Below are 23,008 nucleotides of genomic sequence, written 5' to 3' on the forward strand. Positions count from 1 at the left end.
TCTCGCGTTGAATCTCCTTCAATATGCGATTCTCACCCAGCTTGGTCCGTGGATTTCTGACTCAGTAAGATTAGTGCTCGGCTGCGATGGTGGCCCAGCAGGTGATCGCGCTGCAGACCGAGCTCCAGCGGCCAAAACCCTTGTAGATCTGGGCTGCGACCTGCTCCTGCTGCTTCAGTGTGCCCTCGGCCTTGATCTGCGGGTCGGAGACGTTGCGGATCGCAAGCCAGCGCGGTGCCTTCGCGCCCATGTCCTTGGCGACGAGGCCCAGGATCGCATCGCCCATCTCGGAGACGTCGCCGAGGCCTTGGAGATGGAAATGATCGTCCGAGGTATCGAAGCCGAAGAAATCGGTGGTGACCACCGACGAGCTCAATCCGCTCGGCTTCACCACGAAGATTTTCGGTGGCCGCGTATTGTCCTTCGGCAGTTGCCCGGCATTGGCCTTGAACAGCGTCCTGGCCTCTGCAAAGCGCGTCGTCTTCGCCGACTTGCTCGAGAAATGCTCCTGCGCGAATGGCTGCTTCTTGAATTTCGACATGCAGTCGAAGCGAACGATCGGGCTGACGATGACGTCGCCGACCTCGACCTCCTTGCCGATGCCGCCGGCGGTTCCCGTGGTGATGACGAGCGAGGGCTGCACCTCCTGGATGATCTGGCGCCACACGTCGATGTTCGGCAGTTGCGGGCCGTCCTGCGACATGTGCGAATCGGACTTGAAGATCACGACCTTCTTCTTGCCGATCATCGTGGTCCAGTAGGTGCCGAGCCGCTTCAGCTCCATGGCCGGGCAGCCATTGCGCATCTTCTTCGAGATGGTTGCGAAATTGTGCTTGTAGGGCAGGTAGTCGTTGCGGGAGTCCTTGCCCGGCGTCAGCACGCGGCTCAGCGCATGGCCCTCGTCGACGGTCCAGGTCACCACCAGCACGTCACCGCGCGGCAACGGGCTGTTGCCGTTGCCCCTCGGCTTCGGCCCGGTCTGCGGCGCGAGCCCTTTCGGCCAGGGAATGTCGGTGAAGCGCGACAGGCCGGTCGCGGTAGAGAACGCCATGAACTCGCGGCCTGCGGGCGATTCCGAATCGAAATCGATGATCTCGCGCTGAAAATCTTCCGGCGAAACTTTTGCCGACCGCTTCACCGCTGCATCCGCCAGGCGCTTGACCGCATAGGTCGCGCGCGGCGGCGGTGTCGTGATCGGATCGAAACCCAGATTTCTCTGAACCCATTTGCGGTCAGCCAGCATCGCTAAACTCCTGCGCCAAATGATTTGACAGTATCTTCCATTGGTCGGCCAAGCGGACCGACGGTTGCAATTTTAAATCGAGTTCGCCGATCTCAATTGGTCCGAGCCACTGACCAATTCTGTTCCGGATTGAAGCTGTCGATGTTTTGATCGGTAAGACAAAGGTTTTCGTGAAAAATATCGTCCGGCATCTGAACCAAATTCGATCTCAGATTACACCTATAGTTGAATACCGGCAATCGCCCTTCCAATCACAAGCGGAGGAAGTCATGGCAGGCACGATGAAACGCGTGGTACTGGCGAACAGCGCACGGAAGTTGCCGAAGGGGGCCAAGCTGATCGGCGCGGCCGATCCCAAGCAGGAGATTGAGATCAGCGTCCGCCTGCGCGCCAAGCGCTCCGACGACGAGACCGTGATGGCGCTGGGTGCACAACTGCCGCGTGAGCGACAATATTTTTCTCGCGCCCAATTTGCCGAGCAGATGGGCGCCGATCCCGCCGACGTCTCCAAGATCGACAATTTTGCGCATCACCACGACCTCAACGTCAAGAGCGTGCATCTGGCCTCGCGCACGGTGAAGCTGACCGGCACGGTGAAGGCACTCAGCGCGGCCTTCGGCGTCAAGCTCAACAAGGTCAAGCACGAGGGTGCGACCTATCGGATGCGCAAGGGCAGCGTGCAGATTCCGGCCGAGCTCGAGGGTATCGTCATTGGCGTGCACGGGCTGGACAATCGTCCGGTCGCGCGTCCGCACTTCCGGCACAAGCGGATCGGACGGGCGGCGATCGCGCACGCGGCGCAGAGCCGCAGCTTCTCGGTCGAGCAGATCGCCCAGCTCTACAACTTCCCGGACGGCGAGACTGGCGCCGGCCAGTGCATCGCCATCATCGAGCTCAACGACATCGACCAGAAGGGCAAGCCGACAGGAGCCGGTTACAAGACCTCGGACCTGAAGACGTTCTTCAAGAAGGCGGGAATCCCGATGCCGCAGATCGCGCCGGCGAGCGTCGATGGCGGCGCCAACAAGCCCGGCCATTCCGATGCCGATGGCGAGGTCGTGCTCGATATCGAGGTTGCGGGCGCCATCGCGCCCGGGGCCAAGATCGTGGTCTATTTCGCGCCCAACACCACCAACGGCTTCATCGATGCGGTGAAAGCCGCGGTCCACGACAGCGCGCGAAAGCCGTCTGTGATCTCGATCAGCTGGGGCGGCCCCGAAGATCCGGAAAACTCACAGCAGTTCCTCGACGGTCTGAATGAAGCGATCCGCGACGCGGCGGCGATGGGTGTCACCGTCTGTGTCGCCTCCGGCGACAACGGCTCGGCCGACATGGGTTCGGACTGGGACGGCAAGCCGCATGCGGATTTCCCGGCGTCGAGCCCGTTTGCGCTGGCCTGCGGCGGCACCAATCTCAAGGCGCCGAACGGCCAGATCCAGGAGGTGGTCTGGAACGGTGGGCCGCAAGATGGCGCGGGGGGCGGCGGCGTCAGCGTCGTATTCGCCCAGCCGAAATACCAGGCCAACGCCCATGTCCCGAAATCGCCGGCGCGTCACAGCGGGCGCGGAGTGCCCGACGTCGCGGGCGACGCCGATCCGGCCACCGGCTATCAGATCTTCCTCAACGGCGCCGGTGCCACGATCGGCGGCACCAGCGCGGTGGCGCCACTGATGGCCGGGTTGATCGCGCGGATCAATGAGGCGACGACCAGGAAGTTCGGCAAGACGGTCGGCTTCATCAATCCGCTGATCTACGCAGCCGGCGCGCAAGGCGCGTTCCGCGACATCACCAGCGGCAACAACGACATCACCGGTCAGTTGCGCGGCATGTACAAGGCCGGCCCCGGTTGGGACGCCTGCTCCGGTCTCGGCGTTCCCAACGGTACGGCCTTGCAGGATCTCTTGGCGGCGTGATTCACGCTTGTTTTGAGACGCGTCTGCTCCGAGGGCCGAGAGCTGGTGCGTTTGCCTCAGCTCTCGCGTCCCGGACGCGACGCAGAGCCGGGACCCATCTCACCCCGGGCTGTGGGCCCCGGCTCTGCAGCGCACCGCTGAAGGAGCGCTGCGCCGCGTCCGGGGCAGGAGAATCTCGCTATGAGCCATGCTTATGCGCGTGCTTGCGCGGCTTCGCCTTCCCTTCGCCCGTCGGGATCATCACCACGCGGCCGTAGCGCACGCCGCGTTCGGCGATGATGTGGTCGGCGAAATGCTTGACCTCGTCGGCGGATCCCCTCAGCGCCGTCATCTCCATGCAATTGTCGTCGTCGAGATGGACGTGCAGCGTGGCGAGCGCGAGGTCGTGATGGCCGTGGAATTCCTGCACCAGGCGTTTGGAGAGATCGCGCGCCGCGTGGTCGTAGACATAGACGAGGCCGGCAACGCAGGGACCGGTCTGCGCGGTGTCCTCCGCCGTCTGCTGCAACCCCGCCCTGGCGAGGTCGCGGATGATCTCCGAGCGGTTCTGGTAGCCGCGCGCCACGGCCGCCGCATCGATCTCCGCCAGCAAATCGTCCTCGATCGTGATCGTCACCCGCTGCATGGAACGCTCCCCGCGCGCCGCGCGATGTCACGCGGCATCAACGAAACCGTTCTACACGGATTTCGCAGGCGTCACAGCCGTGTTGCTCGAAGCCGGAGCGCGTTGCCGACGACGCTGACCGACGACAGCGCCATCGCGGCGGCCGCGATGATCGGCGACAGCAGGATGCCGAAGGCCGGATAGAGGATGCCGGCCGCGATCGGGATGCCGGCCGCGTTGTAGATGAAGGCGAAGAACAGGTTTTGCCGGATGTTGCGCATCGTCGCCTGCGACAGTTTTCGCGCGCGCACGATGCCGGTGAGATCGCCTTTGAGCAGGGTGACGCCGGCGCTTTCCATGGCCACGTCCGTGCCCGTGCCCATGGCGATGCCGACCTCGGCCGCGGCCAGCGCCGGGGCATCGTTGACGCCGTCGCCGGCCATCGCGACGGTGCGCCCGGATGTCTGAAGCCTGGTCACGACCGCGCTCTTCTGATCCGGCAGCACCTCGGCTTCGACGTCGGCGATGCCGAGCCTGCGCGCGACGGCCTCGGCCGTGGTGCGGTTGTCGCCCGTCAGCATGATCACCTTGATGCCCTCGGCGGCGAGATCCTTCAGGGCCTGCGGCGTCGTCGCCTTGACCGGATCTGCGATCGCGAACAGCCCGGCCAGCCTGCCATCGACCGCCATGTTGATGACGGTTGCGCCGTCCTGGCGCAGCCGCTCTGCTTCCGCATCGAGCGGCGTCGTGTCGATGCCGATCGAGCTTAGATATTTTGCGTTGCCGAGCACGATGGTCTTGCCGTCGACCTTGCCGGTCGCACCCTTGCCGGTCGGCGAATCGAACTGATCGACCGCGCCGAGTCCGAGCTGCTTCTCCGTTGCCGCGCGCAAAATCGCATCCGCCAGCGGATGCTCGCTGGCGCGCTCGACGCTTGCAGCGAGGCGGAGGAGATCGTCCTCGGCAAATCCGACAGCGGGGACGATCGCGACCACCTTCGGCTTGCCCTCGGTCAGCGTGCCCGTCTTGTCGACCACGAGCGTGTCGATCTCCTCCATCCGTTCCAGCGCTTCGGCGTTCTTGATCAAGACGCCTGCCTGAGCGCCGCGGCCGACGCCGACCATGATCGACATCGGTGTCGCGAGCCCGAGCGCGCAGGGGCAGGCGATGATGAGCACGCTGACGGCCGTCACTAGGCCGAAGGCGAGCCGCGGCTCCGGGCCGAACCAGGCCCATGCGGCAAAGGCAATGACGGCGACGGCGATCACCGTCGGCACGAACCAGCCTGCGACCTGGTCGGCGAGACGCTGGATCGGCGCGCGCGAGCGCTGGGCGTCGGCGACCATCTGCACGATCTGCGACAGCAGTGTCTCGCGCCCGACCATCTCGGCGCGCATGATGAAGCTGCCGGACTGGTTAAGTGTCCCCGCGATGACCTTTGCGCCGGCCTCCTTGGCGACCGGCATGGATTCGCCGGTGACGAGGGATTCATCGAGCGCGGAACGCCCCTCCAGCAGAACGCCGTCGACCGGCACCTTCTCGCCGGGGCGGACGCGCAAGCGGTCGCCGGCATGAAGCGTGTCGATCTCGACCTCGTGCTCGCCGCCGTCGGCGTCGATGCGCCGTGCGGTCTTCGGCGCAAGCTGCAGCAGCGCCTTGATCGCGCCCGACGTCGCGTCGCGGGCGCGCAGCTCCAATACCTGGCCGAGCAGCACCAGCACTGTGATGACAGCGGCCGCTTCGAAATAGACCGCGACCGCGCCGTCGTGCCCCCTGAAGTTTGCCGGAAAGATCTGCGGCGCCAGCGTCCCGAACAGGCTGTAGACGTAAGCGACAACCGTGCCGATCGCGATCAGCGTGAACATGTTGAGGTTGCGCGTGACCAGCGATTGCCAGCCGCGCACGAAGAACGGCCAGCCGGCCCACAGCACGACGGGTGTGGCGAACACGAGCTGGATCCAGTTCGAGAGCGTCGGATCAATCCAGTTGTGCGGGCCGGCGAGGTGGCCGCCCATCTCCAGCACGACCGCCGGCAGCACCAGCGCGCCGCCGATCCAGAATCGCCGCGTCATGTCGGCAAGCTCCGGATTGGGGCCGGTGTCGAGGCTCGCCACTTCCGGCTCCAGCGCCATGCCGCAGGTCGGGCAGCTTCCGGGACCGACCTGGCGGATCTCGGGATGCATCGGGCAGGTATAGATGGTGCCCGCAGGCATCTTGGGGTCGCTCGCCTTTTGCTCTTCCGTTCCCTTGGCGAGATATTTGGCGGGATCGGCCGCGAATTTGGTGCGGCAGCCGGCGGAGCAGAAATGGAAGGTCTCGCCGTGATGTTCGAAGCGGTGCTTCGATGTCGCGGGATCGACCGTCATGCCGCAAACGGGGTCGCGGACCTTGTCGCTGGACGCAGCGTGATGGTGATGGGCGTGGCCGGAATGATCGCCATGGCCGCTGCAGCAGGATGATGCCGCGGGCATTTTCACTGGCGGGGCAGCCTTGGCGGAACAACCGCATCCGGTGTGGTTAGCGGTTGCGTCGACCCGTTTGTGTTCGGCTTCGTCCATTCCAGCGCTCCGGCCTTGGTTCCGGTCTTGGCTCGGTCTTGGCTCCGGCCTTGCAACCCATACCCGGTAGGGGTATATAGACGTCATGCGCAAGGACATCAAGGCATCCGTCGGTAAACGTCTCGGCCGGATCGAAGGGCAGGTCCGCGGCCTCTCCAAGATGGTCGAGGAGGACCGCTACTGCATCGATATCGTGACGCAGATTTCCGCCGTGCGCGCCGCGCTGCGCCGGGTCGAGGAGGAGATCCTGAAAGACCACGTCGCCCACTGCGTCGAACACGCGATCTCGAGCGGGAGCAAGACGGATCAGCGGGAAAAGATCGCGGAGCTGATGGCGGTTATCAGCCGCGCGGAACGGTAGCGGTCGCCACACGCTCAACCGTCATCGCCCGGCTTGACCGGGCGATCCAGTACTCCGAGAGGTTCGTTATGAATCGATGAGCCACGGCGTACTGGATTCCCCGCTTTCGCGGGGAATGACAGCGGTGAGAGGCCGAAGCGCTTCCCGCTACAGCGAGTCCCCAAGATACACATCCCCAGGCTTTCGCCAGGACGACCTCGGGGCTGGCACTACGCCGCGACATCGCGCGTCCGCGCGCGGCGCCTTGGGCGATACATGGCGATGCTCTTCAAAAACGGAAAGCGTTCCCTGACGGAAACGCGCGCGGCGGTGACGGCCTTGGCCGCACTCACTTCTTGAGCCGGAACTTCAGCCGGCGTTTCTTCGTCAAGCGCTTCAGGAACGAGCGGCGGCGAACGGAGCGTTTCTGGAAACACACTGAAAGTGCCCGCTACCTCCTCGAGCGGCTTCTGCTTGTCGGCCCAGTGCAGGGTTGTGTAGTCGAAGCCGTGCACGATGGTGGGTTTGACGACCTCGAAATAGGGCGAGATGTCGAAGTCGCGGGGCATGTAGAGCGAGGAATCGCGGATATGGAGGATCTCGCGGCGCGCCTGCCGGCTGCCGGCCTTGGTGATCTTGGGCAGGATCGGATAGCGCACGGCATCGAAGGCCTGCGCGATCAGCGCCGAGCAGATGATCTTGGTCGGATCGCCCGAGCCAATCGCGATCATGCGCCGCCGCCAACGCTGCGGGATCGGCAGCGGAAACAGAAAGCGCATCAGGTCCAGGATGTTCTTGGTGTCGTAGCCGAAGCCGATGCGGTTGATTGCGTAGCGGCAGACGGTGGTACGGTCCTCGTAGGACAGTCCCACCGGACGGCACAGCCTTGTGTGATACGGATAATATTTCGAGAGCGGAGCCGAGGTGACGCCTTCGCCGATATTGGCCTCGATCAGCACGTGCTGCTCGCCGTCGGACTCTTCGGCGCCCTCGACGGGGCCGACATAAAGCGCGGCATGCGACCAGGTCGACTGCGTGAGATATTTGATGATTCCGGAGATGCGGTTGTTGCCCTCGACCAGCAGGACGTCGCCGGGCTGGATGACGCCGCGAAGATGCTCGGGATCGCTCGGCGTGAACGGCTCGTAGCCCGGCACCTCCTTGGAGAGGTACGCGGCAATCAGCTTGCCGACTGAGTCTAGGACGGTCCCCATTGCGAGCTCCCCGCAGCCTTTTCCGGCTGCCTTTTTCCCTTCTCTATCATGGTCGATACGCGTTGCAATTTGGTTCATTGCGCACGGCGATCAAGTACGATTGATTCACCATGATGGTTGCCGCGCTGCGCCAGATACGGCAAGGTTCGCTAGCTGTTCCCGTTCGCTTCAAGTCCCCGGAAACCATGACATGACAATCACGCGCCGCAGCTTCCTCTCGGCGTCGGCGGCGTTCGCCGTAGCACCGACCCTGCGCGCGGCCGCCGCACCCCTGCCGCGCGAGGCTGACATCGTCGTGATCGGGGCCGGCGCGGCGGGCATCGCTGCAGCGCGGCGAGTGATGGCGGCCAATCGCAAGGTCGTGGTGGTGGAAGCGGCAAGCCAGATCGGCGGCCGCTGCATCACCGACAGCACCACGTTCGATACCGCATTCGATCGCGGCGCGCGCTGGATGCACAACCCCGACACCAACCCGATGATCCGCCTTGCGCGCAGCGTCGGGCTCGACGTGTCGCCGGCCCCCGCCGGCCAGAAGATGCGCATCGGCCGCCGCAACGCGCGCGCCGGCGAGACCGAGGAATTCCTGGCGGCACTGGTGCGCGCCAATCGCGCCATCGACGAGGCCTCGCGCGGCAAGCTCGACACCTCCTGCGCGTCGGTGCTGCCAAAGGACCTCGGCGACTGGGCGGCTACGGCCGAATTCCTGCTGGGCGCGAATTTCGCCGGCAAGGACCTCAAGGAGCTCTCGGTCATCGACAAGGCGCGTGCGCAGGACCGCAACGCAGCGATCGCCTGCAAGCAGGGCCTGGGCACGCTGATCGCCAAGCTCGGCGAGCAGGCGCCGGTTGCGCTGTCGACGCCGGCAAGCCGCATCCTCTGGAGCAATCGCGACGTCAGCGTCGAGACGCCGGCCGGCAAGATCGTCGCGCGCGCCGCCATCATCACCGTCTCGACCAACGTGCTCACGGCTGGCGCGATCAAGTTCGCGCCCGATATCCCCAAGCGCACGCTCGACGCAGCCTCAAAGCTCAGCCTCGGCAGCTACGATCACATCGTGTTGCAGCTGCCCGGCAATCCGCTCGGGCTCGCGCGCGACGACATCCTGATCGAGCAGAGCAATTCGACCCGCACCGCGCTCTTGTTCGCCAATATCGGCGGCTCCTCGCTGTGCTCGATCGACGTCGGCGGCTCCTTCGGCCGCGACCTGTCGGAGCAGGGCGAGCAGGCGATGGCCGCATTCGCGAGGGACTGGCTGACAAAGCTGTTCGGTAGCGAGGCCACTGCGGGTATCAAGAAGGTCAGCGCGACGCGCTGGAATGCCTCGCCATTCGTGATGGGCGCAATGTCGGCCTCCGCGCCCGGCGGCCAGCTCTCGCGAAAGATCCTGACCGAGCCGATCGGTTGCATCTATCTCGCCGGCGAAGCCACGCACGACACGCTCTGGGGCACCGTCGATGGCGCCTGGGAGAGCGGCGAGCGCGCCGCCGAAGCCGCGCTGCGCCGCATCGGCGCGCTCAGGGATGAGCCGGCCGAGGTGCCGACGCAATCGACGAAGCGGAGGCAAAAACGTTAGACGTCGTCCCGGACAAGCGCCTCAATCTCAGCTCGTCGTCCCGGCCTTCGCTGGGACGACTCGCGAAGAGAGCTACCGTAAAATCCCATCCAGCGCCGGCAGGCCGAAAATGACGGCCATTGCAATCAGCATGTAGCAGATCGCGCGGAAAACCTTTTCGCTAGCACGCCCGAACAATGATGCGCCGAAGGCGACGCCGGCCGCATAGACCGGCCCCACCACGAGCGAGAGCAGGAGCGCATCGCGCGTGATCAGGCCGCTCGTTGCGTAGCTCGCCATGGAGAAGAGATCCGAGGCGCCGAAGAACAGCACGATGTTGGCGCGGGCGACCGTCGCCACGATGGGACGGCCGAGCCAGTGGCCGACGATCGGCGGGCCGCCGGTCTGGGCCAGGCCACTACAGAAACCCGAGAGGCCGCCGATGCCGACCGAAAGCCAGGCGTGATCCTTGCCGCGATAGCGCCAGCCCGACAGCAGGAGAATCAGCAGCGCCGCGACGAAGCAGGAGATGATCCAGCGCGTCGTTACGGGGTCGAGCACGCTGAGGAAATAGGTGCCGATGGGCACGCCGATCAACGCGCCCAGCACGATCACGGCAGTCGCCTTGCGGTCGGCCTTGCGCCAGGCATCCGGCAGCAACGGCGCGGCGGCGACGAAATCGATGATGAGGAGCAGGGCGGCGACGAGTCGCGGCGGCGCGACGCTGCTGGCGAGCGGCATGAAGATCAGCGCCGAGCCGAAGCCCGAGAAGCCGCGCGCGGTGCTCGAGACGAAGGCGACGGCGCAAAGCGCCATCGCAGTGGCGAGACTGACATCCCTGGGGAGGAAGTCGGAAAGACTCATCCCCGAAGAGTGCCGCCGGTCTTCTTCGTCACCTCGGCGACGATCTTCGCCGCAACCGCCTCGATCTCCTGGTCGGTCAGCGTCTTCTCGCGCGGTTGGATCGTCACGGCAATCGCGATCGACTTCTTGCCGTCGTCGATGCCCTTGCCCTCATAGACGTCGAAGACGTTCACGGCGGTGATCAGCTTCTTGTCGACGCCCTGCGCGGTGCGCACGATGTCAGCAGCTTTCACGCTGCGATCGACGATGAAGGCGAAGTCGCGCGAGACCGGCTGGAACGCCGACAGCTCGATCACGGGCTTGGCTCGCGTCGGCTTCTTCTTGGCCTCGGGAATGCGGTCGAGGATCACCTCGAACGCCATCACGGGGCGGTCGGCGCCGAGTGCTTCCAGCGCGCGTGGGTGCATCTCGCCGAAATAGCCGAGCACGTTCTGCGGGCCGATCTGAATCGTGCCGGAGCGGCCGGGGTGCAGCCATTTTGGTCCCCCCGCGACGATCTGCAGCGCCTGCATCGGCGCGCCGGCCGCAGCTAGCACCGCCAGCGCATCGGCCTTGGCATCGAGCGCGTCGGCTGCGGCAGAGCCGGACCAGTGACGCCCCAGACCTTCCGATGATGCAAAGCCGCGACGAACGCCCGACGCCGCCATGAACTGATCCTGCGGACGATCACCTTTGAAGAGCTGGCCGACCTCGAACAGCGCGACATCGCCAAAGCCGCGATCGGCATTGGCCTGCGCCGCGGCGATCAGGCCTGGTAGCAGGCTGGGCCGCATGTCGGAGAGATCGGATGCGATCGGGTTGGCGAGCTCGAGCTCGCGCTGACCGCCGCCGAACAGTTCGGCCGCCGGCTTGGCGATGAACGACCACGTCACCGCCTCGACCATGCCACGGGTCGCGAGCGCGCGCCTGGCGCGACGCGTGCGGAGCTGGAGCGGCGTCAGCACGGGCTTGCGCGCGTCCTCGCCGCGCTCGAACGGCGTCTCCGGCACCTTGTCGACGCCATAGATGCGGATGATCTCCTCGACGATGTCGGCCTTGCCGTGCACGTCGGAGCGCCAGGACGGCACTGCGACCTTCACGGTCGGACCCGCGCCCGCCATCATGAAACCGAGATGGGTGAGAATCCGCTTCATCTCGACCTGCGGCACCTCGATGCCCGAGAGACGCTTGACCTCGGACAGCGGGAACTCGATCACGCGGTCATCGCCGAAGGCCTTGCCGGTCACGAACGTCTCCGACGGCGCGCCGCCGCACATCTCCATCACGAGCTTCGTCGCGAGCTCCAGCCCTGGCACCATGAAGGCCGGATCGACGCCGCGTTCGAAGCGGTAGCGCGCGTCCGAATTGATGCCGAGCTTGCGGCCGGTCTGCGCGATGTTGATCTCGTTCCACAGCGCCGATTCGATCAGCACGTCGGTGGTGTTCTCGTCGCAGCCCGAGGCTTCGCCGCCCATGATGCCGGCGAGCGATTCAACGCCGTTCTGGTCCGCGATCACGCAGATGTTGGAGTCGAGATTGTAGGTGCGGCCGTCGAGCGCGAGCAGGGTTTCGCCGTCGCGCGCGCGGCGCACGACGAGATTGCCCGTCACCTTCCTGGCGTCGAACACGTGCAGCGGACGCGCGCGGTCGAAGGTCATGAAGTTGGTGATGTCGACCAGCGCGTTGATCGGACGCAGCCCGATCGCGGTCAGCCGCTTCTGCAGCCATTCCGGCGAGGGGCCGTTCTTCACCCCGCGCACCAGCCGCAGCGCAAAGCCCGGGCACAGCGAGGTGTCCTCGACCGTCACCTTCACCGGGCAGGGGAATTCGCCCTTCACGGGTCTGATGGTGGGGTCCTTGAACTTGCCCATGTCGGCGGCGGCAAGGTCGCGCGCGATGCCGTGCACGCCGGTGCAGTCCTGCCGGTTCGGCGTCAAATTGATCTCGATCACGGGATCGCCGAGGCCCGCCCATTCGGCATAGCCCGCGCCGATCGGCGCGTCCGCCGGCAATTCCATGATGCCGTCGTGATCATTGGAGATCTGCAGCTCGGCCGCCGAGCACAGCATGCCGCGGCTCTCGACGCCGCGGATGGTCCCGATGCCGAGCGTGATGTCCTTGCCGGGAATGTAGGTGCCGGGGGCCGAGAACACGCTGACGAGCCCGGTGCGCGCATTCGGCGCACCGCACACGACCTGCACCGGCGCACCGCCGTCACCCGTGTCGACCATGCAGACGCGCAGGCGGTCGGCATTCGGATGCTGCACGGCGGAAATCACCTTCGCGATCGTAAAGGGCTTCAGCGCCTTCGCCTTGTCCTCGATGTTCTCGACCTCGAGCCCGATCATGGTGAGCTTCTCGGCGAGCTTGTCGAGCGTCTCGTCGGTGTCGAGATGATCCTTCAGCCAGGAGAGAGTGAATTTCATGGCTGGTTTTTCTCCACGGGAACGGTCTGCTCCCTCTCCCGCTTGCGGGGGAGGGTGGGGGTGGGGGCTCTCTCCGCGATGGTAGTCGCGATTGTTGAGAGAACGCCGCCGCGATTTGTCATCACATCGTGATTGCTGAAGCGGAGCACCTTGAAGCCTTTGGCTTCGATGACCACCGAGCGGCGCGCGTCAGCACGTTCTCCTTCATCGGAGAAATGCTGGCCGCCATCGAGCTCGATGACGAGCTTGGCCGCATGGCAGATGAAATCGGCGACGGAGCGTTCGATCGGCACCTGACGTCGGAAGCTTGCGCCATTCAATCGGCCAGCGCGCAGCTCCGACCAGAGGATCCGCTTGGCATCGGTCGAGTTGCGCCTCAGCGCGCGAGCATTTGCGCGCAGCTTGGCCGATATCTTCCAGTCCGGGTGTTCAGGATCAACCATCGGCAACCCCACCGTGGAGCAACCCTCACCCCAGCCCTCCCCCGCAAGCGGGGGAGGGAGTCCGACCTGTTGAGCGGGCAGAGAATACGTATCCATGAGATCGACGTTGCAAGCGCGGTCTATCCATTCCCTCCCCCGCTTGCGGGGGAGGGGCAGGGAGAGGGCTCTCTCCACGACGGGAACGGTGAGAGTCTTCGTGAGCCCATATGAACACGCAAGCATCACGTGCTCAGCCCTCCCGCCAAGGTCGGCACCTCGAGCGGCTTGAAGCCGTAGTGGGACAGCCAGCGGACGTCGCTGTCGAACAGCTGGCGCAGATCGGCGATGCCGTATTTCAGCATGGCGATGCGGTCGATGCCCATGCCCCAGGCAAAGCCCTGGTACTCGTCGGGATCGATGCCGCAGGCGCGCAGCACGTTCGGGTGCACCATGCCGCAGCCCAAAATCTCCAGCCAGTCCTCGCCCTCGCCGAAGCGGATCTCGCCCTTGTCGCGGCGGCACTGGATGTCGACTTCCAGCGACGGCTCCGTGAACGGGAAGAACGACGGGCGGAAGCGCATGTTGATGTGATCGACCTCGAAGAACGCCTTGCAGAACTCGTGCAGGATCCATTTGAGGTGGCCAAGATGCGAGCTCTTGTCGATCACCAGCCCTTCGACCTGGTGGAACTGCGGCGTGTGGGTCGCATCCGAATCGATGCGGTAGGTGCGGCCGGGGCAGATCACGCGGATCGGCGGCTTCTGGCTCAGCATGGTGCGTACCTGCACCGGCGAGGTGTGGGTGCGAAGCAGCATGCGTGAGCCGTCCTCCTTCGGATGGAAGAAGAAGGTGTCGTGCATCTCGCGCGCCGGATGGCCGACCGGGAAGTTCAGCTTCGTGAAGTTGTAGTCGTCGGTCTCGACATCGGGACCTTCGGCGACCGAAAAGCCCATGTCGGCGAAGATCGTGGTCAGCTCGTCCCAGACCTGGCTCAGCGGGTGGATGCGGCCGGCCTCAGTCGCAGGCTCGCGCAGCGGCAGGGTGACGTCGATGGTCTCGGCGGCAAGCCGTGCATCGAGCGCCGCCGACTTCAGGACCTCGCGCCGGGCGGCGAGCGCCTGGCCGACCTTGTCCTTGGCCTGGTTGATCGCCGCGCCTTGCGTCTTGCGCTCATCGGGCGACATTTTTCCGAGCGTGGCAAGCAGCGCGGAGATCGAACCCTTCTTGCCGAGCGCAGCGACGCGGACGGCTTCGAGAGCGGCCTCATCGTTGGCGGCCGCGACATCGGCGATGATCTGGGATTCGAGGTTGGCAAGATCGGTGCTGGTAAGATCGGTCATGGCAATCCCTTTTGGCCAGGATGCTCAGCCGATGCTCCTAGCCCGTCACACCCGGCGTTTCGCCGGGCATCCACGTCTGAGAAGTGTGCTTGCGCGAGAGATGACGGCCGGGACCCAAAGCGCGACAACGCGCCTCTGTCCGGGCCATCACAAGCTGAAAGCTGCGCAGAGCACAGTGGACGACGGCTTACGCCGTCAGCGCGGCAGTTGCCGCATTACGCCGCAAGGGCGGCCTTGGCCTTCTCGGCGATCGCCTGGAACGCGGCGGGCTCGCTGATCGCGAGATCCGACAGCACCTTGCGGTCCACGGTGATTCCGGACTTCGCCATGCCGTCGATAAATCGGCTGTAGGTCAGGCCGAACGGACGGACGGCAGCGTTGATGCGCTGGATCCAGAGCGCGCGGAAGGTGCGCTTCTTGCGCTTGCGGTCGCGGAAGGCGTACTGCGCGGCCTTCTCGACGGCCGGCTTGGCGGCGCGGATCGTGTTCTTGCGGCGGCCATAAAAACCCTTGGCGGCCTTGTAGACTTTCTTGTGCTTGGCGTGGGCGGTCACACCGCGTTTGACGCGAGACATGACAAAAATCCTTCAGAGATGACTTTGGTTTCGGAACGCCGCGGACAGTCGCGGCTCGGCTGAATTGATCGTGGACGCGATCAGGCGTTCGGCAAGAAGTACTTCTTGACGTTGTCGCCGTCGGTCTTGAACAGCACGCGGGTGCCGCGGAGCTGACGGATCTGCTTCTTCGTCCGCTTGATCATGCCGTGACGCTTGCCGCGCTGGGCGTGCATCACTTTGCCGGTAGCAGTCACCTTGAAGCGCTTTTTAGCGCCCGACTTGGTCTTCAACTTGGGCATTTGGCTCTCCTACTGGCCACAACAGGATACCGCCCGCGAAGGCGGCTGGCCGTCAAAAATGCTCGTTAGAGCGTTGATTGTGCTCAGGTTTTTACGAACTAGCGCGAAACCCGCACGGGCATCGCCACGGCAGCCCTTAAATCAGCCGGGCGATGAAGGCTGGGCTTATGGCAGAGACGAGGCCAATTGGCAATGATGAACCGCGGAAACGGGCTCGCCGACTATTTGACGTTGCCACTCTTATTGTCATGCCTTGCCGTCTGGAGGCCGACCAAAATGGCCCATTTTTCGCAGTCGCTTTCGTCTCGCGTTCTTCCGCGCCTTGGCACCCTCGCGCTTCTCGCCATGATCGGCGCTGCCGTCCTGCCGTCCACTGCCCATGCCCGGCTTGGCGGCTATGACGGGGTCTGGAACGTCACCTTCGCCACCACGCGTGGCAATTGCAGCTCCGGCTACATGGTCCCGTTCACGGTGACTGGCGGCCGCGTGACCTCGGCCGGCGGCGGCCGAGTGTCCGGCAGGGTCAACCGCGCCGGTTCCGTTGCGGTCCAGGTCTCGGTCGGCGCCTCCCATGCCAGCGGCGGCGGCCGGCTTGCAGGTAGGGGCGGTGCGGGCTCCTGGAATGGGATCATCTCCGGCGACCGCTGTAGCGGCACTTGGCAGGCGACGCGGACGTGAGCTGTCGCCGAGACGGCGTCTCGAAGGGTGGATCGCAGAAAAACAAAACGGCCCGCCAGATGGCTGACGGGCCGTTGACCTCATAAGAGCTAAATCCGGTTCAGCGCGGCGCCAGCACCATGACGACCTGGCGGCCCTCGAACCTGGCGTCCTGCTCGACCTTGGCGAGCTCGGCGACGTCGCTCTTGATCTTGTCCAAAAGCTTGGTGCCGATCTCCTGGTGCGCCATTTCGCGGCCGCGATAGCGCAGCGTGATCTTGACCTTGTCGCCCTCTTCGAAGAACCGCTGCATCGCGCGCATCTTCACGTCGTAATCGTGATCGTCGATCATCGGCCGGAGCTTGATCTCCTTGATCTCGACGGTCTTCTGGCGCTTGCGGGCTTCAGCGGCCTTTTTTTGGGCGGAATACTTGTACTTCCCGTAGTCCATAATCTTGCAGACGGGAGGGCTGGTATTCGGCGAAATCTCCACGAGATCCATGCCGGCTTCCTGGGCCATCTTGATGGCCATCATCGTCTCGACCGTGCCTTTGTTGTCACCGGTCTGGTCGATGAGCTGGATCTGCGCGTTGCGAATATCATCATTGATGCGCGGCCCGTCTTTGGCGGCAGGGGCCGGGGCTCTATTGGGACGACGAATGTTGGTTCTCCAAAGTTGTGAACGAAGCGGGTAGTCTGAAGGAAGATGCGTCTGCGGGCAAGCAAGTCACACCTGCCACGCCCGAAAAACCCTCAAATGCGAGGCATTTTGGTCACGCCCATCCGCACGCCGCTCGACATAGACACCTTGTCCCAGTTCCGCAAGCGTCCCAAAGGCCGATCCCGGCGTGTTGCGGGAGCACCGGTCAGCTCAAACCGCACAGCAAGAGTAAACGTTCCATGACGAATTCGACTGCCAACGAGGCTCCCACCTTCATCGATGTGGGCGAGGGCCCATCGCCACGGAAGATCGCGGTCCGCACCCGGTCGGGGAAGGGGCCAGGGAAGGAACCAGGGCTGTTCTGGCTCGGCGGTTTCAAGTCGGACATGCAGGGCACCAAGGCGGTGGCGCTGGACGATTGGGCGGCGGCGCATGGCCGCGCCTCGGTCCGGTTCGACTATTCCGGCCATGGCGAATCCGGCGGCGATTTTGCCGACGGCACCATCGGACGGTGGCTCGAGGAAAGCGTCGCGGTGTTCGAGCGCTTCTGCGCGGGGCCGCAAGTTCTGATCGGTTCCTCCATGGGCGGCTGGATGGCGCTGCTGCTCGCACGCGAGATCAGGAAGCGCGGCGGCAAGGCATCGCTGGCGGGGCTGGTGTTGATCGCACCGGCGCCTGATTTCACCGAAGAGCTAATGTGGAAGAATTTCCCGGCCGACGTGAAACAGGAGATCGAGACCAGGGGTCTCTGGCTCAGGCCGTCCGAATACGGTGACGGCTCGCCCTATCCGATCACGCGGAACCTGATCGAGGAGGGCCGCAACCATCGCGTGCTCGGCAGCGCCATCGATGTCGGCTGTCCCGTGCGCATCCTGCAGGGCGCCAAGGACCCGGACGTGCCGTGGCAACATGCCTTCGCACTGACGCACCGCCTGCCGGCCGACGATGTCGTGCTGACGCTGATCCAGGACGGCGATCACCGCCTGTCGCGCCCGCAGGACATCGCGCGCATCCTTGCCGCAGTCGCAGAGATCGGGTGAGGTGTTTCCAAGTCTAACAGCGTCATCACCCGCGAAAGCGAAAGCGGGTGATCCAGTACTCCGAGAAGCCTGCGATTGAACCGAGAGGCCGCGGCGTACTGGATGCCCCGCCTTCGCGGGGATGACGGAGAAGGGAGGAGAGGCCGATGACCATCACCGCAATGCTGCGCGCGTTCTGCGACGCGGTCGAGCAGCGCAACGGCAAGGCTTTTGCCGCTCTCTTCACCGAAGACGGCGTGTATCACGACGTGTTCTACGGCGCCTTCGCAGGCCGCGCCAAAATCGCCGAGATGATCGAAGACTGGTTCTATCGCACGGCAACCGATTTCCGCTGGGACATGCACGAGCCGGTGTCCGACGGCACGATGCTCTATGCCCGCTACACCTTCAGCTATCGCTCGACGTTGCCGGAGGCGAAGGGAGCGCGCGCCATGTTCGAGGGCGTCGCGATCATGAAGCTCAGGGACGACAGGATCGCGGAGTATCACGAGGTCGCCAACACCGCGCCGGCCCTCGTCGACCTGAATTTCGCGCCGGAGCGCATCGCGAAAATCATCGCCAAGCAGGGCGCGTCGCTGAAGGCGCTGCCGGAGATGAAGCGGCATCTGGCGTGAGTCTCTACATTCCGGGGCGCGACTTCCCTATGTGAGGGCAGCGCCACTCCCTCATTCCCTGCTCCGCAAGGGGGGAGGGAGCGCAGCAGCGTGCCCTCTACCGCTTCGACGGATTCGGCATCGGCTTGCGCTGTGCCAGTGCGGCCACCGTCGAGGTGCCGATCGGCCCCTGCTCGTCATAGAGCCAGCATTCGCCGATCGCGATGCCCTCGGCGGAGTGGTGGTTCACCACCTCGAAGCCGATCCATTCCGTCACCGGCAGGCGATGCAGATACACGGTGACGTCGCCGTTGATGAAGGCGAGCCCCTGATCGCCGGCATTGGCGAAGGGACTGGCGAAATCCGCAGCCACCGCGACGCGCGTGAACGGCGTCAGCGCAAAGCCGTCGACCAGCTCGCGCACCTCGCTCATCCAGAGTCGGCGCGGACCGAGCGAGCCCATATGGCCGACGATCGGGCGCGTCGTCCATTTGCCGTGCATGCCGAGGCGCGGATCGGTCGGCGGCGGAATCCCGGCAGGCTTGGGTGCATCCCAGTTCGGCGGCGACCAGATGTTGCCGTCCGGATTTTGCGTCCGGCGCAGGAGCTGGCACGAGGCGCGCGCCATGCTGACGCCGCCGGAGACAAAATCAGCTTCGACCACGCGGATGCGCAGGCCGTCGCGGACGAGCCGCGTGGTGATCTCGATCGGCTTGTCGATCGTCGGCAGGCGAAACATGTCGACCGTCAGCCGCGCCGGCACGAACTCGGGACCGCAATGGCGCTCCTCGATGCCGAAGGCGAGCAGGCCGACGATGACGCGCCCGTGCAGCGACTTCGGATCCCAGGGACCGTTGGCAACTTCCGTCGGATGGAATGTGTCGCCGGTGCGCGTGAAGAAGGGCGTGTTCGTCATGACGCGCGAGCTTGAAGGAACGCGTGGGGAAATCAAGGGTGGTGCTTCGTGGTCAGGAGCGGTGCGTGTTCTCCTCATTCTCCGCTGTCATCACCCGCGAAAGCGGGTGATCCAGTATTCCAGAGGCAGTGACGAATACGGAGAAGCCGCGGCGTACTGGATACCCCGCTTTCGCGGGGTATGACAGCGGAGGGTTAGGAAGCAGCTTGCCATTCCTCACGTACGCTGTCGTCGCCCTCGTCGATGAGTGCGCTTGCCTTCACCGCCGCAAACTGCTCGCGCGCCATCAACTGTCCCAGCGCCCACACCGCGGCCCCTCGCACCAGCGGGCTTGCATCGTCCAGCAACCGCCGCGCCTCCTCCGCCAATGTCACATCGCCGGAGTTGCCGATCGCGATCAGCACGTTGCGCAGGAAGCGGTTGCGGCCGATGCGCTTCACGGGTGACTTCGTGAATAGCTCACGAAACGCCGCATCGTCGAGCCGCGCGAGCTCGGCCAGACAAGGCGCGCGCAGCGCCTCGCGAGCGGCGAGCTTTGCCTCGCGGCCCTCTCTGGCGAACTTGTTCCAGGGGCAGGCGGCGAGGCAGTCGTCGCAGCCATAGATGCGATTGCCCAGCGCCTTACGGAATTCGTGCGGGATCGGTCCCTTGTTCTCGATCGTCAGATAGGAGATGCAGCGCCGCGCATCGAGCTTGTAGGGTGCGGGGAATGCCGCAGTCGGGCAGATGTCGAGGCACGCACGGCATGTGCCGCAATGATCGATCTCGCTCTCATCGCGCGGCAAATCGAGCGTGGTGTAGATCGCGCCGAGAAACAGCCAGGAGCCGAACTCGCGCGAGACGAGGTTGGTGTGCTTGCCCTGCCAGCCGAGACGCGCAGCCTGCGCCAAGGGCTTCTCCATCACGGCGGCGGTGTCGACGAATACCTTGACCTCGCAAGGCGCCGTCGCGACCAGCCAGCGCGCCAGCGCCTTCAACCGCTTCTTGATCAGGTCGTGATAGTCGTCGCCTTGCGCATACACCGAGATCGCGGCGCGAGAGCGCTGCTTCAGGATCTCCAGCGGATCCTGATCGGGGCCGTAATTGACACCGAGCATGATCACGGAGCGCACGTCGCTCCAGAGACCGCGCGGATCGACGCGACGCTCCGGCTGCGCCGCAAGCCACTCCATGTCGCCATGGGCACCGGACGCGATGAACTCGAGGAAGTGTTGGCCGGCACCTTCGATAGCACCGGGCGCGCTGACGCCGATGCAGTCGAAGCCCAGCGCTTGCGCTTCGCGCGCCAGCGCCGTCTTCAGGTCAGAGAGATCGGGTTCGGTCAGAAATCCAGGTCCACGTAGGTCCGCGACGCCGGCACGCCGGCCAGCCATTCGCTCAGCAGCGGGCGGAATGACGGGCGGGATTTGACCCGCGCGTACCACGCCTTTGCTGCGTCGTCCTCGCTCCATGGCACGTCGCCCAGATAGTCGATCGCCGAAAGATGTGCCGCGGCGGCGAGATCCGCATAGGTCGGCCGGTCGCCGGCGAGGAAGTTTCGCGTCTGCGCCAGCCAGCCGATATAGGCCAGATGATAGCGCACATTGGCCTTGGCGGCGCGCATCACGTCTGCCGAGGGCGGACCGCCGCCATTCTCCTCGCTCATGAAACGTTTGTAGATGCGTTCGGTGACGAGCGGATGCGAGACTTCCTCGAAGAATTTCTCGTTGAACCAGGCCATCAGCCGCCGAACCTCGATACGCTCGGCAATTGTTTCCGGCATCAGCCGCTTGAGGCCCATCGCGGCGCCATGGGCCTCGTCGATATATTCGGCGATGATCGCGGCGCCAGGAACGGATGGCTGTTCCTCGGTCGCCAGCACCGGGGTAGTGCCCGCCGGATTGAGCGTCAGAAAGGCCTCGCGCCGTTCCCAGACGCGCTCTTCCACCAGCTTCAGGTCGAGCCCGTACTCGCCGATGATCAGGCGAATGAAGCGCGAATGCGGACAGAACGGATGATGAAACAGAGTGAACATGCTTTTGATTATGTCGGGGGTGATTAAGAATCCATCAATGTTTGTTCGGCGCCACACTAGTCCTTCAAAACCGCGAGGCAACCCCGTGTAACTCGCATTTAGCGATTGCGGCAGAGGGACGAATAGGCGAGAAGAGCCCCGCTTTTCCAGCCGAAATGGACCGTAAATATGTCAGACGCAATACGGGCAGTGATCCTCGGCATCATCGAGGGTGTGACCGAGTTCCTCCCCGTTTCCTCGACCGGACACCTGCTGCTCGCCGAACGGTTCTTCGGTCTTGGTGAGGGCGCTTTCTGGGACTCCTTTACCGTTCTGATCCAGCTCGGCGCGATCCTTGCGATCGTCGGCCTCTACTTCAAGAAATTGTGGGATGTCGCGATCGGCATGTTCTCGGGCGATGCCTATGCGCGCCGCTTCGTGATCGGCGTGCTGGTCGCGTTCTTGCCGGCCGTCATCGTCGGCCTCGTTGCCGGCAAATACATCAAGAGCATGCTCTTCAATCCCTGGGTGGTATGCTTCACGCTGATCGTCGGCGGTGCCATCCTGCTCTGGGTCGATCAGCTCGATCTCAAGCCGCGCGAGCATGATGCGACGCGGTTTCCGCTTCTGACCTATCTGTTGATCGGCATCGCGCAATGCCTGGCGATGATTCCGGGCGTGTCGCGCTCGGGCGCCAGCATCGTCGCCGCGATGCTGCTCGGGGCGGACAAGCGCGCGGCGGCCGAATTCTCGTTCTTCCTCGCCATCCCCACCATGATCGGCGCGTTCGCCTATGACTTCTACAAGAACCGTTCCGAGATGACGATGGATCACATGGGCATCGTTGCGATCGGCTTCGTGGTGTCGTTCGTCACCGCGATCATCGTGGTGAAGACCTTCCTCGAATACGTCACGCGCCACGGCTTTACGCTGTTCGCCTGGTGGCGCGTCATCGTCGGCTCGCTCGGCCTGATCGCGCTGGCGCTGGGGCGGTAGGCTTATGACCCGTTGCCCGGATGGAGCAAAAGCGTAATCCGGGCCGGCATCGCTTGGGGCATGCTCCCGGACGACGCCGCGCTCCATCCGGACCACGCAGAGCGACCCGGCCGCGGCAATCTCGCTCACGCTTTCAACGCAAAATAAGCTTTTGATTGGTAGGCAGTTTCCAGAGCCGGGCGGCGCGCGCGGCACAGGAGCTGAACTATGACCCTCGTCAGCGGCTGGGGACGTTTCCCGGTCGTCGATACCGACCTCCTGACGCCGCGATCGTTCGGTGCGGTCGGCGATGCCATCGCCGCGACCTCCGGCGGCATCGCGCGGGGCAATGGCCGCGCCTATGGCGATGCCGGCATCGGCGCCAGCCAGACCATCGCCATGACCGCCTTCGACCGGGTCAGGTCGTTCGATCCGGCGAGCGGACGTGTCCGCCTCGAGGCCGGCGTGCTGCTGTCTGACATGATCGACACCTTTGGCCCGCGCGGCTTTCTGCCTTACGTCGTGCCGGGCACCCGCTTCGTGTCGGTCGGCGGCGCCATCGCTGCCGACGTGCACGGCAAGAACCATCATTGCGAGGGCGGCTTCGGCCGCTATGTCGACAGTATTCAGCTAGCGACCGGTGCGGGCGAGACCATCGAGGTGTCGCGCGAGAAAAATCCAGATGTCTTTCTCGCCACGATCGGCGGCATGGGCCTGACCGGTATGATTCTCGAGGCGACGCTGCGGCTCCGACCGGTCGAGACCAGCTGGATTCGCGAGCGGGTGATCTCGACATCCGATCTGCATGCAGCGATTCGCGCGCTCGATGCCGGCGACTCCGCGACCTATTCGGTGGCGTGGA

At 64.6% G+C, this 23,008-nt stretch carries 22 protein-coding genes; 8 read left to right on the plus strand and 14 right to left on the minus strand.

The annotated features are described in order from the left end of the window. Window positions 1-70: 70 nt before the first annotated feature. Entirely contained in the window at window positions 71-1,243 is a 1,173-nt protein-coding gene (locus SO140_RS42555) for a phosphorylase family protein (protein ID WP_449383212.1), read from the minus strand. A gap of 269 nt (window positions 1,244-1,512) precedes the next feature. Here SO140_RS42555 and SO140_RS42560 point away from each other — a divergent pair, with 269 nt between their 5' ends. Beyond that, window positions 1,513-3,156 carry a S53 family peptidase gene (locus tag SO140_RS42560; protein ID WP_449383213.1) on the plus strand — a complete coding sequence of 548 codons (1,644 nt, stop codon included), beginning with the start codon at window positions 1,513-1,515 and terminating at the stop codon, window positions 3,154-3,156. Between the two features lie 178 nt (window positions 3,157-3,334). Here SO140_RS42560 and nikR read toward each other — a convergent pair whose 3' ends face one another. Then, entirely contained in the window at window positions 3,335-3,781 is a 447-nt protein-coding gene (gene nikR / locus SO140_RS42565; RefSeq protein WP_449383214.1) for a nickel-responsive transcriptional regulator NikR, read from the minus strand. A gap of 71 nt (window positions 3,782-3,852) precedes the next feature. Continuing rightward, window positions 3,853-6,318, minus strand: coding sequence for a heavy metal translocating P-type ATPase (locus tag SO140_RS42570; protein WP_449383215.1), 2,466 nt, complete (start codon window positions 6,316-6,318; stop codon window positions 3,853-3,855). A gap of 85 nt (window positions 6,319-6,403) precedes the next feature. Between SO140_RS42570 and SO140_RS42575 the strand changes: the two genes are divergently transcribed. Continuing rightward, a complete protein-coding gene (locus SO140_RS42575; protein ID WP_449383216.1) occupies window positions 6,404-6,679 on the plus strand; it encodes a metal-sensitive transcriptional regulator in 276 nt (91 codons plus the stop codon). A 209-nt stretch (window positions 6,680-6,888) separates the two neighbouring features. Here SO140_RS42575 and SO140_RS42580 read toward each other — a convergent pair whose 3' ends face one another. After that, window positions 6,889-7,872, minus strand: coding sequence for a YiiX/YebB-like N1pC/P60 family cysteine hydrolase (locus SO140_RS42580; protein ID WP_449383217.1), 984 nt, complete (start codon window positions 7,870-7,872; stop codon window positions 6,889-6,891). 190 nt (window positions 7,873-8,062) lie between these two features. Between SO140_RS42580 and SO140_RS42585 the strand changes: the two genes are divergently transcribed. Then, window positions 8,063-9,445, plus strand: a complete 1,383-nt coding sequence (locus SO140_RS42585) for a flavin monoamine oxidase family protein (RefSeq protein ID WP_449383218.1) — start codon at window positions 8,063-8,065, stop codon at window positions 9,443-9,445. A gap of 72 nt (window positions 9,446-9,517) precedes the next feature. Here the strand turns inward: SO140_RS42585 and SO140_RS42590 are convergent, their stop codons facing one another. From SO140_RS42590 to rpmI, 6 genes are all read right to left on the minus strand, one after another. Next, entirely contained in the window at window positions 9,518-10,288 is a 771-nt protein-coding gene (locus SO140_RS42590; RefSeq protein ID WP_449383219.1) for a sulfite exporter TauE/SafE family protein, read from the minus strand. Then, on the minus strand, window positions 10,285-12,693 hold the full coding sequence (gene pheT, locus SO140_RS42595; RefSeq protein ID WP_498544001.1) for a phenylalanine--tRNA ligase subunit beta: 2,409 nt from the start codon (window positions 12,691-12,693) through the stop codon (window positions 10,285-10,287). The genes SO140_RS42590 and pheT overlap by 4 nt, the downstream gene beginning before the upstream one ends. After that, window positions 12,690-13,136, minus strand: a complete 447-nt coding sequence (locus tag SO140_RS42600) for an endonuclease domain-containing protein (RefSeq protein WP_449383221.1) — start codon at window positions 13,134-13,136, stop codon at window positions 12,690-12,692. Before SO140_RS42600 ends, pheT begins: the two co-directional genes overlap by 4 nt. 221 nt (window positions 13,137-13,357) lie before the next feature. Beyond that, window positions 13,358-14,455, minus strand: coding sequence for a phenylalanine--tRNA ligase subunit alpha (gene pheS, locus SO140_RS42605; protein ID WP_449383222.1), 1,098 nt, complete (start codon window positions 14,453-14,455; stop codon window positions 13,358-13,360). A gap of 215 nt (window positions 14,456-14,670) precedes the next feature. Beyond that, window positions 14,671-15,030: a 50S ribosomal protein L20 gene (rplT, locus tag SO140_RS42610; RefSeq protein WP_449383223.1), complete on the minus strand. Its 360-nt coding sequence runs from the start codon at window positions 15,028-15,030 to the stop codon at window positions 14,671-14,673. A gap of 80 nt (window positions 15,031-15,110) precedes the next feature. After that, window positions 15,111-15,311: a 50S ribosomal protein L35 gene (gene rpmI, locus SO140_RS42615; RefSeq protein WP_008539890.1), complete on the minus strand. Its 201-nt coding sequence runs from the start codon at window positions 15,309-15,311 to the stop codon at window positions 15,111-15,113. A 276-nt stretch (window positions 15,312-15,587) separates the two neighbouring features. On the opposite strand from rpmI, the gene SO140_RS42620 reads away from it, so the two are divergent. Then, window positions 15,588-15,989, plus strand: coding sequence for a hypothetical protein (locus SO140_RS42620; RefSeq protein WP_449383224.1), 402 nt, complete (start codon window positions 15,588-15,590; stop codon window positions 15,987-15,989). Window positions 15,990-16,089: 100 nt separating this feature from the next. On the opposite strand, the gene infC is transcribed toward SO140_RS42620, so the two are convergent. Continuing rightward, window positions 16,090-16,629: a translation initiation factor IF-3 gene (infC, locus tag SO140_RS42625; protein ID WP_027528252.1), complete on the minus strand. Its 540-nt coding sequence runs from the start codon at window positions 16,627-16,629 to the stop codon at window positions 16,090-16,092. A 239-nt stretch (window positions 16,630-16,868) separates the two neighbouring features. On the opposite strand from infC, the gene SO140_RS42630 reads away from it, so the two are divergent. Together SO140_RS42630 and SO140_RS42635 are read left to right on the plus strand one after the other, a co-directional pair. Beyond that, window positions 16,869-17,669 (plus strand): alpha/beta hydrolase, encoded by an 801-nt coding sequence (locus SO140_RS42630; protein WP_449383225.1) that lies wholly within the window; start codon window positions 16,869-16,871, stop codon window positions 17,667-17,669. 146 nt (window positions 17,670-17,815) lie between these two features. Next, window positions 17,816-18,283: a nuclear transport factor 2 family protein gene (locus SO140_RS42635; RefSeq protein ID WP_449383226.1), complete on the plus strand. Its 468-nt coding sequence runs from the start codon at window positions 17,816-17,818 to the stop codon at window positions 18,281-18,283. A 97-nt stretch (window positions 18,284-18,380) separates the two neighbouring features. On the opposite strand, the gene SO140_RS42640 is transcribed toward SO140_RS42635, so the two are convergent. From SO140_RS42640 to SO140_RS42650, 3 genes are all read right to left on the minus strand, one after another. Continuing rightward, window positions 18,381-19,178, minus strand: coding sequence for an acyl-CoA thioesterase domain-containing protein (locus SO140_RS42640; RefSeq protein WP_449383227.1), 798 nt, complete (start codon window positions 19,176-19,178; stop codon window positions 18,381-18,383). A 194-nt stretch (window positions 19,179-19,372) separates the two neighbouring features. Then, window positions 19,373-20,551, minus strand: coding sequence for a tRNA epoxyqueuosine(34) reductase QueG (gene queG / locus SO140_RS42645; protein ID WP_449383228.1), 1,179 nt, complete (start codon window positions 20,549-20,551; stop codon window positions 19,373-19,375). Continuing rightward, a complete protein-coding gene (locus tag SO140_RS42650; protein WP_449383229.1) occupies window positions 20,500-21,192 on the minus strand; it encodes a glutathione S-transferase family protein in 693 nt (230 codons plus the stop codon). The genes queG and SO140_RS42650 overlap by 52 nt, the downstream gene beginning before the upstream one ends. Before the next feature lie 168 nt (window positions 21,193-21,360). On the opposite strand from SO140_RS42650, the gene SO140_RS42655 reads away from it, so the two are divergent. Both SO140_RS42655 and SO140_RS42660 read left to right on the plus strand, forming a co-directional pair. Then, entirely contained in the window at window positions 21,361-22,167 is an 807-nt protein-coding gene (locus tag SO140_RS42655; protein ID WP_449383230.1) for an undecaprenyl-diphosphate phosphatase, read from the plus strand. A 207-nt stretch (window positions 22,168-22,374) separates the two neighbouring features. Beyond that, a partial coding sequence (locus SO140_RS42660) for an FAD-binding protein (RefSeq protein ID WP_498544002.1) occupies window positions 22,375-23,008 on the plus strand: 634 nt, incomplete at its 3' end.

The organism is Bradyrhizobium sp. UFLA05-108, assembly GCF_059803455.1.

Excerpts from the sequence above, each read along its gene's own strand:
- SO140_RS42585 (WP_449383218.1), top strand. The coding sequence starts at position 8,063 with ATGACAATCACGCGCCGCAGCTTCCTCTCGGCGTCGGCGGCGTTCGCC.
- SO140_RS42650 (WP_449383229.1), bottom strand. The coding sequence starts at position 21,192 with ATGTTCACTCTGTTTCATCATCCGTTCTGTCCGCATTCGCGCTTCATT.
- SO140_RS42600 (WP_449383221.1), bottom strand. The coding sequence starts at position 13,136 with ATGGTTGATCCTGAACACCCGGACTGGAAGATATCGGCCAAGCTGCGC.
- SO140_RS42630 (WP_449383225.1), top strand. The coding sequence starts at position 16,869 with ATGACGAATTCGACTGCCAACGAGGCTCCCACCTTCATCGATGTGGGC.
- SO140_RS42590 (WP_449383219.1), bottom strand. The coding sequence starts at position 10,288 with ATGAGTCTTTCCGACTTCCTCCCCAGGGATGTCAGTCTCGCCACTGCG.
- SO140_RS42580 (WP_449383217.1), bottom strand. The coding sequence starts at position 7,872 with ATGGGGACCGTCCTAGACTCAGTCGGCAAGCTGATTGCCGCGTACCTC.
- pheT (WP_498544001.1), bottom strand. The coding sequence starts at position 12,693 with ATGAAATTCACTCTCTCCTGGCTGAAGGATCATCTCGACACCGACGAG.
- SO140_RS42575 (WP_449383216.1), top strand. The coding sequence starts at position 6,404 with ATGCGCAAGGACATCAAGGCATCCGTCGGTAAACGTCTCGGCCGGATC.
- SO140_RS42620 (WP_449383224.1), top strand. The coding sequence starts at position 15,588 with ATGGCCCATTTTTCGCAGTCGCTTTCGTCTCGCGTTCTTCCGCGCCTT.
- SO140_RS42570 (WP_449383215.1), bottom strand. The coding sequence starts at position 6,318 with ATGGACGAAGCCGAACACAAACGGGTCGACGCAACCGCTAACCACACC.
- rpmI (WP_008539890.1), bottom strand. The coding sequence starts at position 15,311 with ATGCCCAAGTTGAAGACCAAGTCGGGCGCTAAAAAGCGCTTCAAGGTG.
- nikR (WP_449383214.1), bottom strand. The coding sequence starts at position 3,781 with ATGCAGCGGGTGACGATCACGATCGAGGACGATTTGCTGGCGGAGATC.
- SO140_RS42555 (WP_449383212.1), bottom strand. The coding sequence starts at position 1,243 with ATGCTGGCTGACCGCAAATGGGTTCAGAGAAATCTGGGTTTCGATCCG.
- SO140_RS42655 (WP_449383230.1), top strand. The coding sequence starts at position 21,361 with ATGTCAGACGCAATACGGGCAGTGATCCTCGGCATCATCGAGGGTGTG.
- pheS (WP_449383222.1), bottom strand. The coding sequence starts at position 14,455 with ATGACCGATCTTACCAGCACCGATCTTGCCAACCTCGAATCCCAGATC.
- queG (WP_449383228.1), bottom strand. The coding sequence starts at position 20,551 with ATGGCTGGCCGGCGTGCCGGCGTCGCGGACCTACGTGGACCTGGATTT.
- rplT (WP_449383223.1), bottom strand. The coding sequence starts at position 15,030 with ATGTCTCGCGTCAAACGCGGTGTGACCGCCCACGCCAAGCACAAGAAA.
- SO140_RS42640 (WP_449383227.1), bottom strand. The coding sequence starts at position 19,178 with ATGACGAACACGCCCTTCTTCACGCGCACCGGCGACACATTCCATCCG.
- SO140_RS42635 (WP_449383226.1), top strand. The coding sequence starts at position 17,816 with ATGACCATCACCGCAATGCTGCGCGCGTTCTGCGACGCGGTCGAGCAG.
- SO140_RS42560 (WP_449383213.1), top strand. The coding sequence starts at position 1,513 with ATGGCAGGCACGATGAAACGCGTGGTACTGGCGAACAGCGCACGGAAG.